Genomic DNA, 13006 nt, shown 5'->3' on the forward strand with positions numbered 1-13006 from the left:
ATCACCGCTGCCCCATCGCCGCAAGCCCGTCGAGCATGTTGGAGATTCCGAAATCCGGCCCGAAGTCCTGCAATGTGCCGGTGCTGCAACCCAACTGCCGCAGCCCCATGACGTTGCAGATCTCTTTGATGAACTGGTTGTCGAACAACACCCGATCGGTGAGCACCTTGACCCGCAGCGCGCCGTTCTTCTGGTCGACGACGTTGTACAGGTTGTCCAGCGTCATCGGCGCGACATCGAGGAACTCGGCGAGATCACGCTCGTGATCGACCGCGGTCGTCAGAACGGTGTCGCCGTTGGCGACGATGTCCTTGATCGCATCCCGGTGGGTGTTGAGAACTTCGGCCGTATGCGTCAGCACCTCGTTGATCTTCTTACCGGTGGTCCCGGTGCCCAAATCCTCATCGGCCAGGATCTGGCTGAGCGCACGCACCGACGAACCGAATTCGCGCATCGTCGCGTCGTTACGGGCGGTTGCCTCCGACAACGAACTGAGATTGCGGATGATCGTGGTGAGCTGGTCTCTCGTCACGGTGCCCTTGTCGGCGCTCAGCCGCAACGCATTCGACAGCTCGCCGAGGGCGTCCTTCATCCGCTGGCCGTTCCCGTCGGCGATCGCGGCGCTGGCGTTGACGACGTCTGCCACCGGGCCGTTGCCCTTGCCGTCGCCCCGCAGCGAAACCGAGAGCTTGTCGAGAACGTCGAGCACCCGGGCGAATTCGACCGGGGTCTGGGTACGGTGCAATCCGATGGTGGCGTGATCGGCCAAGACGTCGCCGCCGCGATAGGGCGGGGTCAGTTCGATCTGCCGGTCGGTCAGGATCGAATTCGAGATGGTGACCGCCTGCGCGTCGGCCGGGATCTTGACGTCCCGGTCGACGGTGAAGTCGACTTCGACGTAGCCGCCCTTCGGGGTGATCTTGGTGACCTTGCCCACGGGCATCCCGAGCACCGCCACGGTGTTGCCTTCGTAAAGGCCTGCCGCGCTGTCGAACTGGGCGGTCACCGAGATGGTGTCGAGCTGATCCTTGGTGTAGATCACTGCCGCCGTGACGGCCACTGCCGCCGCGGTGAGCGTGGCGATACCCAGGACCACGAGCCGGGACTTTCCGATTCTCATTTGCAGTCCTTGAAGTACTGGAGCATGTTGAACTGCTTGGCCCGACCGCTGATCGCGCACATCCAGGAGTCGATCAGCAGGCCGTTGGTGGCGTTGAAGTCGACGGCGTTGCCGGTGCCGGTCGCATTGGCAAGGCCGCGCAATGCGATCGGGGCGGATTGCAGGATGCTGCGCAGCAGATCGTCGTGTTGGCCGAGCATGCCGGACAGCTCACGCAGATTGCGCAGCAGTTCCTCCAGCTCGGGGCGGTCGTCGATGACGATGTTGCTCAACGTCTGGACGAGATTGGTGAGCGCGTCCATCATCGCGTGGAACGTGGCACGTCGTGCGACGAACTCGCCGAGCAGCGAATTGCCTTGGTTCACCAGGTTTCCGATCGTCGCCTGCTGGCGGCGGAGCGTGTTGCTGATGAGTTCCGTGGTTTTGAGCAGCTCACCCAACTGGTCGCGGCGCTGCGCGATGATCGTCGACAGCGTGTGGGTGTTCTCCAGCGCCTGCGGTACCACTGGCGGCAGAGTCTTCATCTGTTCCCCCAGGATGGCCAGCGACTGGGCGAACTTGTCGGTGTCGACCTGTTCGTATGTTCTGGTGACGTCGGCCAGGGCTTCCTGCAGGTCGTAGGGCACCTCGGTATGGGTGAGGCCGAAGGTGTTGTCCGGCAACGACCCCGGCCCTCCGGGGTACAGCGCCAGGTAGCGTGATCCCAAGATCGTGGTGATCTTGATGGAGGCCCGCGAGTCCTCGCCGAGCGCAACGTCATTGCGGACCTTGAGAGCGGCTTCGACATGATCGCCCGCGAGCTTCATGCTCATCACCTCGCCGACCGGGATTCCGGCGACGGTGATGGGGTTGCCCGGCCGCAGGGCCGCCGCCTGAAGGAACTGCGCGGTGTACTCGCGATAGCCGATGTTGGCGACCTTGATCAACAGCAGTGTCGCCACGAGCACCGAAACGACCGCTACCGCAATGACTCCCAACAACGTCCGGTTGCGGTTCTCCAGGGGCGGGCGCCTGCGCCGCGGCTTGGGTGTTTGATCAGCCATTGGCCATGTTCCTGCACTTGGGGGTGTACTGCGCCTTGTTGCCGGGGGTTGCGGCGTCGACGATGATCGGCACGACGTCGTTGAGCCCCGGGAAGAAACCCTGGATGTTGAGGTCACACGCGTAGGCGTTGGCGTAGGTGCCCTCACTGGTGATGCGCGCGAATCCCTTGAGCAGCAGCGGAAGGTTGGCGCCGGTGAACGCCAGCTGCGGCTCGAGGCCCACCATGTGCGCGGCGAACCCCGGCTCGCGCGTGACGAGCTCGTTCAGCGACGGGTACACCTCGTCGGAGATCGTCGACAGTTGGCGCACCACCTTGGCGATCGAGCCCATCGAATCCACCAACTGCGGGCGCCGGGCGTCGAACGTGGACACCACCGTTCGGGCTTCACCGATGATGTGGTCCAGGTCGTCGTTGTGGCGGGCGAGGTTGGCCGTCACGACGTTCAGATCGGTGATCACCTCGCCGAGTTGCTCGTCCTGCCCCGCGAACGATTCGGTGAGCTTGCTGGTCTGATCGACCAGCGCCGTGATGGAGCCCTCGTCGCCCTGCAGCGATTGGATGACGCCTTTGGTGAGGTTGTCGGCGTTCTGCGGGTCGAGCACGCTGAACAACGGCTCGTAGCCGTTGAGGAGCGTATCGACGTCGAACGACGGATCGGTGCGCTCGACGGGAATCACACTGCCCGGCGGCAGGTGTCCCGGGTCGCCGAGCTTGCCCAACGACAGTCCGAGGTAGCGCTGCCCGACGATGTTCTGGTAGGTGACCGAGGCGACGGTGGTGCCCAGCACCTGCTGGTCGCTCTGCACGACGAACGATACCTTGGCCAGATCGCCTTGGAGCTCAATGCTTTCCACCCGGCCGACCCGAACGCCCGCCATCCGGACGTCGTCGCCTTCGCGCAAGCCGAACACGTCGGTGAACATCGCGGCGTACGGCACCGTCTTACCGGCCACGTCACGGCGCAGCGTGACGTAGACCAGCCAGGTCAATGCCACCGCCACCACCATGAACAGCGACAGGCCGATCAGTGCGCCGCGGTACCTCATCGGGGCTCCTCAGAAATGGACACGGTCATGCCCCGCGCCACCGGGCCGAGCAGCAGCTGGGTGGCCGTCGAGGCCGGCTGACCGGTGATGACGCTGAGTTGCGCACGTTCCTGCACACTGCCGACCGGGCCGACGTTGCCGCCGAACGACGCGGGTGCGGCCTCCGCCGGAAGTAGGGGCGGTGGACCGGGTGGCGGCGCGGGTGCGGGTGGGGGCGGGTTCCACGGATTGGGCGCGACGGGCGCGATCGGGGACTGGTTCACCGGGGGCGGCGGGGTGGGTACCAGTGCCGGGTTCGCGGTCCCGGGCACCGGTGGCTGCGGCGTCATCCCCGGCGGCAGTGGCGGATTGGGATCCGCCAGGCTCGGATTCGGGTTGATCAGCGGCGGACCGACGGCGATGAGGTTGCCGTTCTCCCCCAGCACCGTGCCCGGCGGTGGGGCCAGATCCTTCGGCGGCTGATAGTTCTGCGGTAGCAGCACGTCGGGCAGGGCCGGTCGGGTTCCCACCAGCGGCGCGGTGTAGCAACTCGGGCCCTTCAGCTCCCCGTATTGCGGACAGTCGGCGCGGGTATAGGTGTAGCTGGGCGTGAACGACAGGTTCACTCGCATGTTGCCGGTGTCGCGATCATGCATCCACACCTCGTCGAAAAACTTGTCCGACAGCTGATTCAGCTTGACGAAGGCAGGCACCCAGTGCCGTGAGGTCTGCGCCAGGTTGCCGAGCACCGGGGTCAACTCGGAGGTGATGTTGACCATCCGGTCGGTATGGTTGTTGAGCGCGGTATGCGTGGTGTTCATGGTGTGCATGCCGCCGCTGATCAAGGTGTCGAGTTGCGAACGTTGCTCGACCAGCACACGCATCGGTTCGACCGCTTGATGCAGCGAGTCGAGCAGTTCCGGTGCGGTGGCCTGCAATCCACGGGTGGCATCGATGAGCGCCGAGACCGTCGTCCCGTCCGGTTCAGCCGCCACGATCGCGTTGGTTTCGTCGATGAGCCGGTTCAACTGGGCGCCGCTGGCGAGGAGTTCGGTACGACGATCCTCGGTCGCCGCGTTGACGGCGGCCAGAATGCCGACCGTCGTGTCCTCGCGGCCGCGTCCGGTCGCGGCCAAGATGTCACGCAGCTTGCTGATGGTGGTCTGGAACAACACCGTCGGCAACTCGGTGTCCTCCGGGATGTGCGCACCGGCCTGGATGGCGGGGCCGGGCCCCTTATCGACCAACTGCACCGACGACACCGCAAACACGTTGCTGGGCACGACGCGCGCGGTGACGGTGGCCGGAATGGACTTGGCGTATTGCGGATTCAGGTCGATGTGCACGTAGTTGGGGTTGCCGTGCGCAGCCGGGGTCACCTCCTGAACCATGCCGACCAGCACGCCGTGGTACTTCACGTCCGATCGCTGGGGCAGCCCGTCGCCGACGTTGACGAGGTTGGCCACCACTCTGACGTAGGGGTCGAGCCGGCCGGTCGACTTGACCAACAGCAGCGCCGTCACGATCGACGCAACCGCCAGCAGCGCCACCCCGCAGCCCAGCAGTTGGCGGTCTGACGGCCCGCGTCCGTCCAGCTCAATGGAATTCGGCAATGTGGTTGTTCACCCCCCGAACCTCGCCCCGGAATCGACGCTCCACAGCGCCATGGTGAGCAGCATGTTGACCATGATCACGACGGTGATGCTCGCCCTCATGGCATGGCCGGCCGCTACGCCGACCCCGACCGGGCCGCCGCTCGCGTAAAAGCCGTAGTAGCACTGGATCGTCGACGCGATCCACACGAAGACGATGGCCTTGAGCAACGAGTAGAGGATGTCCTGACCGGACAACATCATCGTGAAGTAGTGCAGATAGGAACCGGTCGAACCGCCGCTGATCGCGAAGACCACGAGCTGGCTCGTCAGGTAACTCACCGCCAGGCACGCGACGTAGAGCGGCACGATCGCGACCACCGAGGCCATCAACCGCGTCGTCACCAGATACGGAATCGGCCGAATTGCCAAGGCGTTCAACGCATCGATCTCCTCGGCGATGCGCATCGAACCCAGCTGCGCGGTGAACCGGCAGCCCGCCTGCGTCGCGAACGCCAGCGACGCCGCGATCGGCGCCAGCTCGCGGGTGTTCACCAACGAGGAGATGATGCCGGTGGCAGGCCCGAGCCCGAGCAGGTCCAAGAAGTTGTACCCCTCGATGCCGACGAGCGCGCCGACGGTGACGCCCAGCACGATCGCCACTCCCGCGGTGCCGCCGCCGACGACGAGAGAACCGTTGCCCCAAGTGATATCGGACAGCAGCCGGACGAACTCTTTGCGGTAATGGCGCAGCGCGATCGGGACGGCCACGACGGCCTGGGCGAAGAACACCAGCATGTGCCCGAGCCGGATGACCGGCGTCGAGGTGCTCCGGTAGAGCCGGACCAGCGGCGCCAGCAGTGGCGGCACGAACGTCGATGCCGTCATGTCACAGCCCCACTCGCGGGAACAGCATGATGTAGAGCTGGCTGATCGCGACGTTGACGACCATCAGCACCAGGATCGATTCGACGACGGCCGCGTTGACCGAGTTCGCGACACCCGTCGGCCCGCCGACGGTGGACAGCCCCTTCTGGCACGACACCACGGCGACGATCGCGCCGAAGATCACCGCTTTGATCAAGGCGACGATCATGTCCTCGGTGGTCGCGAACGACGAGAAGGTCGCGACGAAGCTGCCTGGCGCACCGTTCTGGAAGTAGACGTTGAAGAGGTAACTGGCCAGGAACCCGACGAAGCACACGACGCCGGTGAGTGCGACGCCGACCATGACGGCCGCGGCGAACCGCGGCACCACGAGACGCCGCACCACGGAGACGCCCATGACCTCCATCGCGTCGGTTTCCTCGCGCATCGTGCGCGAACCCAGGTCGGCGGTGATCGCCGATCCGACCGCGGCGGCCATCAGGATCGCGGCCGTGAGCGACGCGGCTTGCCGGATGACGGCAAGACCGCTGGCGGCGCCGGCGAGCGATGTGGCGCCGACCTGCCCGGCCAACAGTGCGAACTGGATCGACAGTGTCACCCCGATCGGCAGCGCCACCAGGATCGTCGGCAGCACGGCCGTGCCCGACATGAAGGCGCCCTGCCGGATGAACTCCTGCCACTGGAACCGGCCGGTGAACAGGTCGGTGAACAAGTACTGCAGGGTGCGCACTCCGAGGACGAACTGGTCGCCGACCGTGGTGAGCGACGCGATCGGATGGCGCCTGACGTAGCCGGTGGTCCAGTCTTCGATGGCATCGAGCCCGCGATCCCGCCCGACCTCGTCAGACACGCGCTCAGACGACGCGGTCATCCTCTCTCTTTACGAGATTGAGTAGGCACAGTTGAATCCCTCCCGACGCCCGCGGAGCCTTAACTCGCAGTGGTTGGCACGGTATAGCCGTCGCTGTACCGTCGTCAACGTTTTGCCGAATTCTCATTCACTTAATGCGTCGAACCCGGGCGATTCAGACAAGAAGGCACCACGCCAGCCGTCAGTGGCATCGCCGCAGCGGCCCGGCCGCTGCGGCTGAGATCGCGCGGAAACCGGGATCAGTCAACATATTCGAACGAATGGGCACACGATTGAGCACGAGCCGGGCACCCAGCGACGAAAGGCGCACCGAACGCCCCGGTGCGCCTGCCCCATGCCTCGCGGTCAGTATGCACGTTAACTTTACTGGCGTAGGGGAAACGCGCGAAAATGCGAGAAAAATGCCGGGGCCGACTCAGCCGGCCTGGCCGGCTTCCCGGTTGGCTTGCCCGACAATCGAATCCAGCAGACCCGGGATCGCGGCATCGACGTCCTCGGTCCGCAGCCGCTGGTGCGTGTGCCCGTCGGCGGGCTCGCGCTCGATGAGTCCGGCGTCGCGCAGGATGTTGAAGTGGTGGGTGGCCGTCGATTTGTTGATGCCGTCGTAGAGGGCCGCGCACCTCACCGGACCGCCGGCGTTGTGGAGGCGGCGCACCATCTCCAGTCGCACGGGATCCTGCAGCGCGCACAGCACCTGGTGGATCGACGCGACAGGACGGCGGACCGCCCCGGCTACTGACGCCTCTCCCATGTGCCCTCCATCACCGGTAAATAAGTTTGATGACGATCGAACCCGGCGTACGCTCGGTGAAGTTCGATCATCATCAAACCTACCCCAAGAGGAGTGACGATGACGCCCGTCGCGGTGGATGGCGCGCTCGGTCTGAAAGAACAGCGCACGCAGCGCTGGGCCTACCCGCTGCTGCTTGTCCTCAGCGGCGTCGCACTCGGGGTATCGGGTGTGCCCGCACCGCTGTACGGCATCTACGAGACGGCCTGGCACCTGACGCCACTGGCCACCACGATCGTGTTCGCCGTCTATGCCATCGCGGCCCTGGCGGCCGTGCTGGTGTCGGGCCGGATCTCCGACGTCATCGGCCGCAAGCCGGTGCTGCTCTTCGCGCTCGTCGCGATGATCGTGGGACTCGGAGTGTTCCTGGTGGCCGACACCATGGCACTGCTGCTGGTCGCCAGGACCATCCACGGTGCCGCCGTCGGCTCGATCGTGGTGGTCGCCGCGGCCGCGCTCCTCGACCTGCGGCCGCACCTCGGGGTGCGCTCCGGCCAGCTCAGCGGTGTCGCGTTCAACATCGGGATGACGGTCGCGATCGTCGGCTCGGCCATGCTGGCGCAGTACGCCCCGCATCCGTTGCGCACACCGTACGCCGTGGTGGCTGTCGTCTGCGTCATCGTCGGCGTCGGCGTGATCGCGCTGCGGGAAACGCACACCACCCGGTCGTCGGGGCCGATCCGGATCTCCAAACCCGCGGTGTCCCAAGAGATCCGGTCCGACTTCTGGTTCGCCGCACTCGGCGCGATGGCGTCGTGGTCGGTGCTCGGGGTACTGCTGTCGCTCTATCCTTCGCTGGCCGCGCACCAGACTCACATCGACAACCTGGTGTTCGGCGGAGGCGTGGTCGGGGTGACTGCGTTCTCCGCGGCGCTGGTCCAGCTCGCCGCAACGCGTATCCCGGCCCACCGCGCCGCGATCCTGGGCGACGTCGGTATGGCGATCACGCTCCTGCTGACGGTCCCGGTGCTATTGACGCACTCCTGGCCGCTGGTGTTCGTGGCCGCGGCGCTGCTCGGCGCGACCTTCGGGCTCGGGTTCGGCGGGTCGTTGCGCCACCTCTCGCACGTCGTCCCCGCCGACCAACGCGGCGAGACGATGTCGGCGTTCTACGTGCTGGCCTACACCGCGATGGCCGTTCCCACGCTGCTCGCGGGCTGGGCCGCCACCCGGTGGAACCTCGCGACGGTCTTTCCCTGGTTCGCCGCGGCGGTCGCGCTGGCCTGCCTCACCGCGGCGGCGATCGGCTCGCGCTCGATCCGCGCCGCCAAACGCGGCTGAGACAGTTCAGCAACTTGCGGTCAAGGGCCGCATCCCGGCAATACGCTGATCGCCATGGCACCAGCGCAACGCGAACCGAACGTCGTCGTCCTCGGTGGCGGCTCCTGGGGCACCACCGTGGCCTCGATCTGCGCGCGGCGCGGCCCGACGCTGCAGTGGGTGCGCTCGGCGGAGACCGCAAAGGACATCAACGACAATCACCGCAACTCCCGGTATCTGGGCGACGAGGTGGCGCTGCCGGAAAACCTCAAGGCCACCAACGACTTCTCGGAGGCCGCCAACTGTGCCGACGTGATCGTGATGGGTGTGCCGTCGCACGGCTTCCGCGGTGTGCTCATGGAGCTGGCGCGCGAGCTCCGCCCGTGGGTGCCGGTGGTGTCGCTGGTCAAGGGATTGGAACAAGGCACCAACATGCGGATGAGCGAGATCGTCGACGAGGTGCTGCCGGGTCACCCGGCGGGCATCCTGGCCGGGCCGAACATCGCGCGCGAGGTCGCCGAGGGCTATGCCGCCGCGGCCGTGCTCGCCATGCCCGACCAGCACTTGGCGGCCAAGCTCGCGGAGTTGTTCCGCACCAAGCGTTTTCGCACATACACCACCGATGACGTGACCGGTGTCGAGATGGCCGGGGCGTTGAAGAACGTCTATGCCATCGCAGTCGGCATGGGCTACTCACTCGGCATCGGCGAGAACACGCGCGCCATGGTGATGGCGCGGGCGGTCCGCGAGATGGCCAAGATGGGCGAGGCGGCAGGCGGGCACCGCGACACGTTCGCCGGCCTGGCCGGCATGGGCGATCTCATCGTCACCTGCACCAGCCAGCGCAGCCGCAACCGCCACGTCGGCGAGCAACTCGGCGCGGGCAAGAAGATCGACGAGATCATCGCCTCGATGAACCAGGTCGCCGAGGGCGTCAAAGCCGCGAGCGTGATCATGGAGTTCGCCGACAAGTTCGGCCTCAACATGCCGATCGCCCGCGAGGTCGACGCGGTGATCAACCACGGCTCGACCGTCGAGGAGGCCTATCGCGGCCTCATGGCCGAGAAGACCGGCCACGAGGTGCACAGCTCGGGATTCTGAGCCTCAGTCGCCGCGCACGGCGGCGCGGAAGTCCTCGGCACCGACGGGCGGGGCGATCGTCCACAGCACTTCGGCCTCGCCGTCGGTCGGATTGTGCCAGTCGTGCAGCCGCGTCGCGTCGAACGTGAGGCAGTCGCCGGTGTCGAGGACGGTGTTCTCGCCGTCGACGGCGATGCTGAGCCGGCCCCGCAGCACGTAGACGAAAACCGTTGCGGCGTCGAGTCGATAGGCTCCGCCCGAACCGCCGCCCGGGCGCATCACGGTGTGCATCACCTGCACGTGCCGCTCGGCTTTCGGGGTCAGCAGCTCCTCGCGTACGTCGACCCCGCCCATCTCGAGCGGTGCGCCGGCCCCACTGCGCACGACCGGCGCGGAGGGGTACTCGAACAGGTCACCGATCCCGATCTCCAACGCGTCGCAGATCCGCATCAGCACCGGAACCGACACATTGGTCATGCCGCGCTCGGCGAGGCTCAGGAAACCCTTCGTCACCTCGGCCCGCGCGGCCACCTCCGTCAGGCTCAGCCCGCGCTCGCGGCGGAACTCGCGCAGCCGGGCCCCGGCACGGCCCATCCCCGTCTCTGCGCTGTCCGGCACAGCAGTCCTCCCCCGTGTGTTGACGGCCATTCGTTTAGTGGTGTAAAACACGTCGCAGCGTTTTATGGCATTGAACCCTACACGCGGTCATGCCCCCCCGATTAAAGAAAGGCACGGCGGTGTCCGCACCTCAAACCGACCAATCGCAGGACACGACACAGATCCGGGCCGCCGTCTTCGACGGCGACGGCACCATCACGGTCGAGACGGTCGACCTCGCCGCGCCCGGCCCGGGCGAGGTCCGCGTCAAGGTCGCCGCCGCGGGCGTATGCCACTCCGACCTGCACGTCACCACCCGCGCCTGGGACGTCCCGGCACCGGTCGTGCTCGGGCACGAGGGCTCCGGCGTGGTCACCGCGGTGGGCGCGGGCGTCGACGACCTCGAGCCCGGCGACCATGTGGTGCTGAGCTGGGTTCCCGGCTGTGGCGAGTGCCGGGCATGTAAGGCCGGCCTGCCGGCGCAGTGTTCGCTGGTCGCCTCGGTCGTCGCGGCGGGTGGCACGTTGTACGACGGCACCACGCGGCTGTCCAACGAGCGCGGCCCGATCCACCACTACCTCGGCGTCTCGTCGTATGCCGAACAGGTGGTCGTCCCGCGCAGCGGCGCGATCAAGGTCCGCAAGGACGCACCGCTCGAGGACATCGCCATCGTCGGCTGCGCGATCGCGACCGGCGTTGGTGCGGTCCGCAACACCGCCGGAGTCCAGCCCGGTTCGACCGTAGCGGTGATCGGCTGCGGTGGCGTCGGCCTGGCGTGTGTCCAGGGCGCGCGGCTGGCCGGTGCGGAACGCATCGTCGCGGTCGACGTCGTGGCCGAAAAGCTCGATCTGGCACGCAAACTCGGTGCCACCGATGTGGTGGACGCGTCCGCGACCGACGATGTCGTGGCTGCGTTGCGCGATATCGTCGCCGACGGCTTCGACTATGTGTTCGACGCGATCGGCAAGATCGTCACCACCGAGCAGGCCATCGCCGCCCTGGGCCTGGGGGGCGCGGCGGTCATCGTCGGCCTGCCCCCGGCAGGCGAGCGCGCGACCTTCGACCCGCTCGCGCTTGCCGAAGGCGATCAGCGAATCCTCGGCTCCAATTACGGATCCGCCGTGCCCGAACGTGACATCCCCGCGCTCGTCGACGAGGTCATGGCGGGCAACCTCGACCTCGCCTCGATGATCTCCGGGCGCAGGCCGCTCGACGAAGCCGCGGCCGCGCTCGACGACCTCGCCGCCGGACACGCGCTGCGCCAACTCCTCATCCCCTCCGCCTGATCAGAATCGAGAGACTCAGTGTCCGAAGACCTTCAGACCGGCACCGCGGCCGGTGACGCCGGGCTGCGGCGCGGCGTGATGGGCGGCGGCGAACTCGCCGCGCAGGCCATCGCCAACATCGCCCCGAGCGCTGTCATCGCGTTCACCGCCGCCGCCATCTACACGACCGCGAGCAATGGCACCTGGATCTCGTTCGCACTCGCGACGGTCGTGATCCTGTCGGTCGGCTACTGCATATCGCAGTTCGCCAAACGGCGGTCCTCGGCCGGATCGCTCTACAGCTATGCCGCAACGACTTTGGGCCCGTTCGGGGCTTACCTGACCGGGGTGAGCCTGCTGATCGGCTGCTTCGGTATCGCGGCCGGATCGCTCAGCGGCTCGGTGGCCTACACCGCAACGCTGCTCAACCAGCTCGGCATTCCGGTGCAGGGACTCGTCGCCCAGATCGTGCTGGCCATCGTCCTCGGTGCCCTCGCGACGCTGTTCACCATTCGCGGCATCCGCCTGTCGGCCCGCGTTTCGCTTGTGCTGGAACTGATCTCGATCTTCATCATCGCGCTGCTGCTCGTCGTGACACTGGTCCATCTGGGATCTGACGCGTTCGACGCCGACCAGTTCGACCTGACCGGCGCCCAGCCGTCGGGCATCGCGGTCGGCATGGTGCTGGCGATCCTCGGGTTCGTCGGCTTCTCGAGCTCGGACGCCCTGGCTCGCGAGGCCAAGGATCCCTACCGTGCGGTGCCGCGCGCGATCATGTGGAGTGCGGCCGGCGTCGGCGTGCTCTACATCTTCGCCGCCTACACACAGGTCGCCGCGCTCGGGCCCGCGCTCGGCGAATCCGCGCAGCCTCTTGACGACATCGCGACGCTGGTCGGCATGCCGACGTGGTTCAACCCGATCCTCAACTTCGGTATCGCCGCATCGTTTTTCGCCGTCGTCGTCGCACCCATGAACGTCATCGGGCGCATCCTGTACGTGATGGGCAAGGAAGGCGTGGTGCCGTCCGCGATCGGCCGCACCCACCCCACACACCTGACCCCGCACCGCGCGCTGCTCACGGTCAGCCCGTTCGTCATCGCCGTGTCGATCGTGATGTACCTCAACGGCGTCGACCCGATGAACGTCGTCACCTGGGTGGACACCTACGGCACGTACGGCTACATGGTGGCCTATGCCGCCGCGGCCCTGGCCGCGGTGAAGTTCCTGCGCAGCATCGACGCTCGCGTACCGCTGGTGTGGCCTGCCGCCGCAGTGGCCATCGCATCGATGGCATATGTGTTCTACGCCAACGTCTATCCGGTCCCGGCCTACCCGCTGAACGTCATCCCGTGGCTGTTCATCGCGACGGTGATCGTGGCGCTCGCGTGGTACCTGATCCTGAGTCGCCGTTCACCGCACGTGATCTCGAAGATCGGGACCAGTGAGGTGGAGACGCTGGAAGGGATCGGCTGA

The 13006-nt window shown here is 66.7% G+C and carries 12 protein-coding genes; 4 read left to right on the forward strand and 8 right to left on the reverse strand.

Annotation, left to right across the window (positions count from 1 at the left end):
• Nucleotide 1: 1 nt before the first annotated feature.
• From ACOI2T_RS30405 to ACOI2T_RS30435, 7 genes are all read right to left on the reverse strand, one after another.
• Nucleotides 2-1120, reverse strand: coding sequence for an MCE family protein (locus tag ACOI2T_RS30405; RefSeq protein ID WP_409502226.1), 1119 nt, complete (start codon nt 1118-1120; stop codon nt 2-4).
• Complete coding sequence (locus ACOI2T_RS30410) at nt 1117-2163, reverse strand: MCE family protein (protein ID WP_409502227.1); 1047 nt, start codon at nt 2161-2163, stop codon at nt 1117-1119. Before ACOI2T_RS30410 ends, ACOI2T_RS30405 begins: the two co-directional genes overlap by 4 nt.
• Complete coding sequence (locus ACOI2T_RS30415) at nt 2156-3211, reverse strand: MCE family protein (protein WP_409502228.1); 1056 nt, start codon at nt 3209-3211, stop codon at nt 2156-2158. Before ACOI2T_RS30415 ends, ACOI2T_RS30410 begins: the two co-directional genes overlap by 8 nt.
• A complete protein-coding gene (locus ACOI2T_RS30420) occupies nt 3208-4803 on the reverse strand; it encodes an MlaD family protein (RefSeq protein WP_409502229.1) in 1596 nt (531 codons plus the stop codon). The genes ACOI2T_RS30415 and ACOI2T_RS30420 overlap by 4 nt, the downstream gene beginning before the upstream one ends.
• 9 nt (nt 4804-4812) lie before the next feature.
• The gene (locus ACOI2T_RS30425) at nt 4813-5670 is read right to left on the reverse strand and encodes an ABC transporter permease (RefSeq protein ID WP_409502230.1); all 858 of its coding nucleotides are present in this window, start codon (nt 5668-5670) and stop codon (nt 4813-4815) included.
• Between the two features lies 1 nt (nt 5671).
• A complete protein-coding gene (locus ACOI2T_RS30430) occupies nt 5672-6541 on the reverse strand; it encodes an MlaE family ABC transporter permease (RefSeq protein WP_409502231.1) in 870 nt (289 codons plus the stop codon).
• A gap of 415 nt (nt 6542-6956) precedes the next feature.
• Nucleotides 6957-7292: an ArsR/SmtB family transcription factor gene (locus ACOI2T_RS30435; RefSeq protein ID WP_067859009.1), complete on the reverse strand. Its 336-nt coding sequence runs from the start codon at nt 7290-7292 to the stop codon at nt 6957-6959.
• Between the two features lie 99 nt (nt 7293-7391).
• Between ACOI2T_RS30435 and ACOI2T_RS30440 the strand changes: the two genes are divergently transcribed.
• Nucleotides 7392-8612, forward strand: coding sequence for an MFS transporter (locus tag ACOI2T_RS30440; protein WP_409502232.1), 1221 nt, complete (start codon nt 7392-7394; stop codon nt 8610-8612).
• Between the two features lie 54 nt (nt 8613-8666).
• Nucleotides 8667-9692, forward strand: a complete 1026-nt coding sequence (locus tag ACOI2T_RS30445) for an NAD(P)H-dependent glycerol-3-phosphate dehydrogenase (RefSeq protein ID WP_067859015.1) — start codon at nt 8667-8669, stop codon at nt 9690-9692.
• A gap of 3 nt (nt 9693-9695) precedes the next feature.
• Here the strand turns inward: ACOI2T_RS30445 and ACOI2T_RS30450 are convergent, their stop codons facing one another.
• Nucleotides 9696-10289: a helix-turn-helix domain-containing protein gene (locus tag ACOI2T_RS30450; protein ID WP_234791052.1), complete on the reverse strand. Its 594-nt coding sequence runs from the start codon at nt 10287-10289 to the stop codon at nt 9696-9698.
• Nucleotides 10290-10408: 119 nt separating this feature from the next.
• Between ACOI2T_RS30450 and ACOI2T_RS30455 the strand changes: the two genes are divergently transcribed.
• Nucleotides 10409-11554: a Zn-dependent alcohol dehydrogenase gene (locus ACOI2T_RS30455; protein WP_421874992.1), complete on the forward strand. Its 1146-nt coding sequence runs from the start codon at nt 10409-10411 to the stop codon at nt 11552-11554.
• 18 nt (nt 11555-11572) lie between these two features.
• Nucleotides 11573-13006: an APC family permease gene (locus ACOI2T_RS30460; protein ID WP_409502234.1), complete on the forward strand. Its 1434-nt coding sequence runs from the start codon at nt 11573-11575 to the stop codon at nt 13004-13006.

This window comes from Mycolicibacterium wolinskyi str. Jessa 2025 (assembly GCF_049241375.1).
GTDB classification, from domain to species: Bacteria; Actinomycetota; Actinomycetes; order Mycobacteriales; family Mycobacteriaceae; genus Mycobacterium; species Mycobacterium wolinskyi.

Coding starts and splice junctions, on each gene's coding strand:
- ACOI2T_RS30405 (WP_409502226.1), bottom strand. CDS start 1,120: ATGAGAATCGGAAAGTCCCGGCTCGTGGTCCTGGGTATCGCCACGCTC.
- ACOI2T_RS30410 (WP_409502227.1), bottom strand. CDS start 2,163: ATGGCTGATCAAACACCCAAGCCGCGGCGCAGGCGCCCGCCCCTGGAG.
- ACOI2T_RS30415 (WP_409502228.1), bottom strand. CDS start 3,211: ATGAGGTACCGCGGCGCACTGATCGGCCTGTCGCTGTTCATGGTGGTG.
- ACOI2T_RS30425 (WP_409502230.1), bottom strand. CDS start 5,670: ATGACGGCATCGACGTTCGTGCCGCCACTGCTGGCGCCGCTGGTCCGG.
- ACOI2T_RS30430 (WP_409502231.1), bottom strand. CDS start 6,541: ATGACCGCGTCGTCTGAGCGCGTGTCTGACGAGGTCGGGCGGGATCGC.
- ACOI2T_RS30435 (WP_067859009.1), bottom strand. CDS start 7,292: ATGGGAGAGGCGTCAGTAGCCGGGGCGGTCCGCCGTCCTGTCGCGTCG.
- ACOI2T_RS30440 (WP_409502232.1), top strand. CDS start 7,392: ATGACGCCCGTCGCGGTGGATGGCGCGCTCGGTCTGAAAGAACAGCGC.
- ACOI2T_RS30445 (WP_067859015.1), top strand. CDS start 8,667: ATGGCACCAGCGCAACGCGAACCGAACGTCGTCGTCCTCGGTGGCGGC.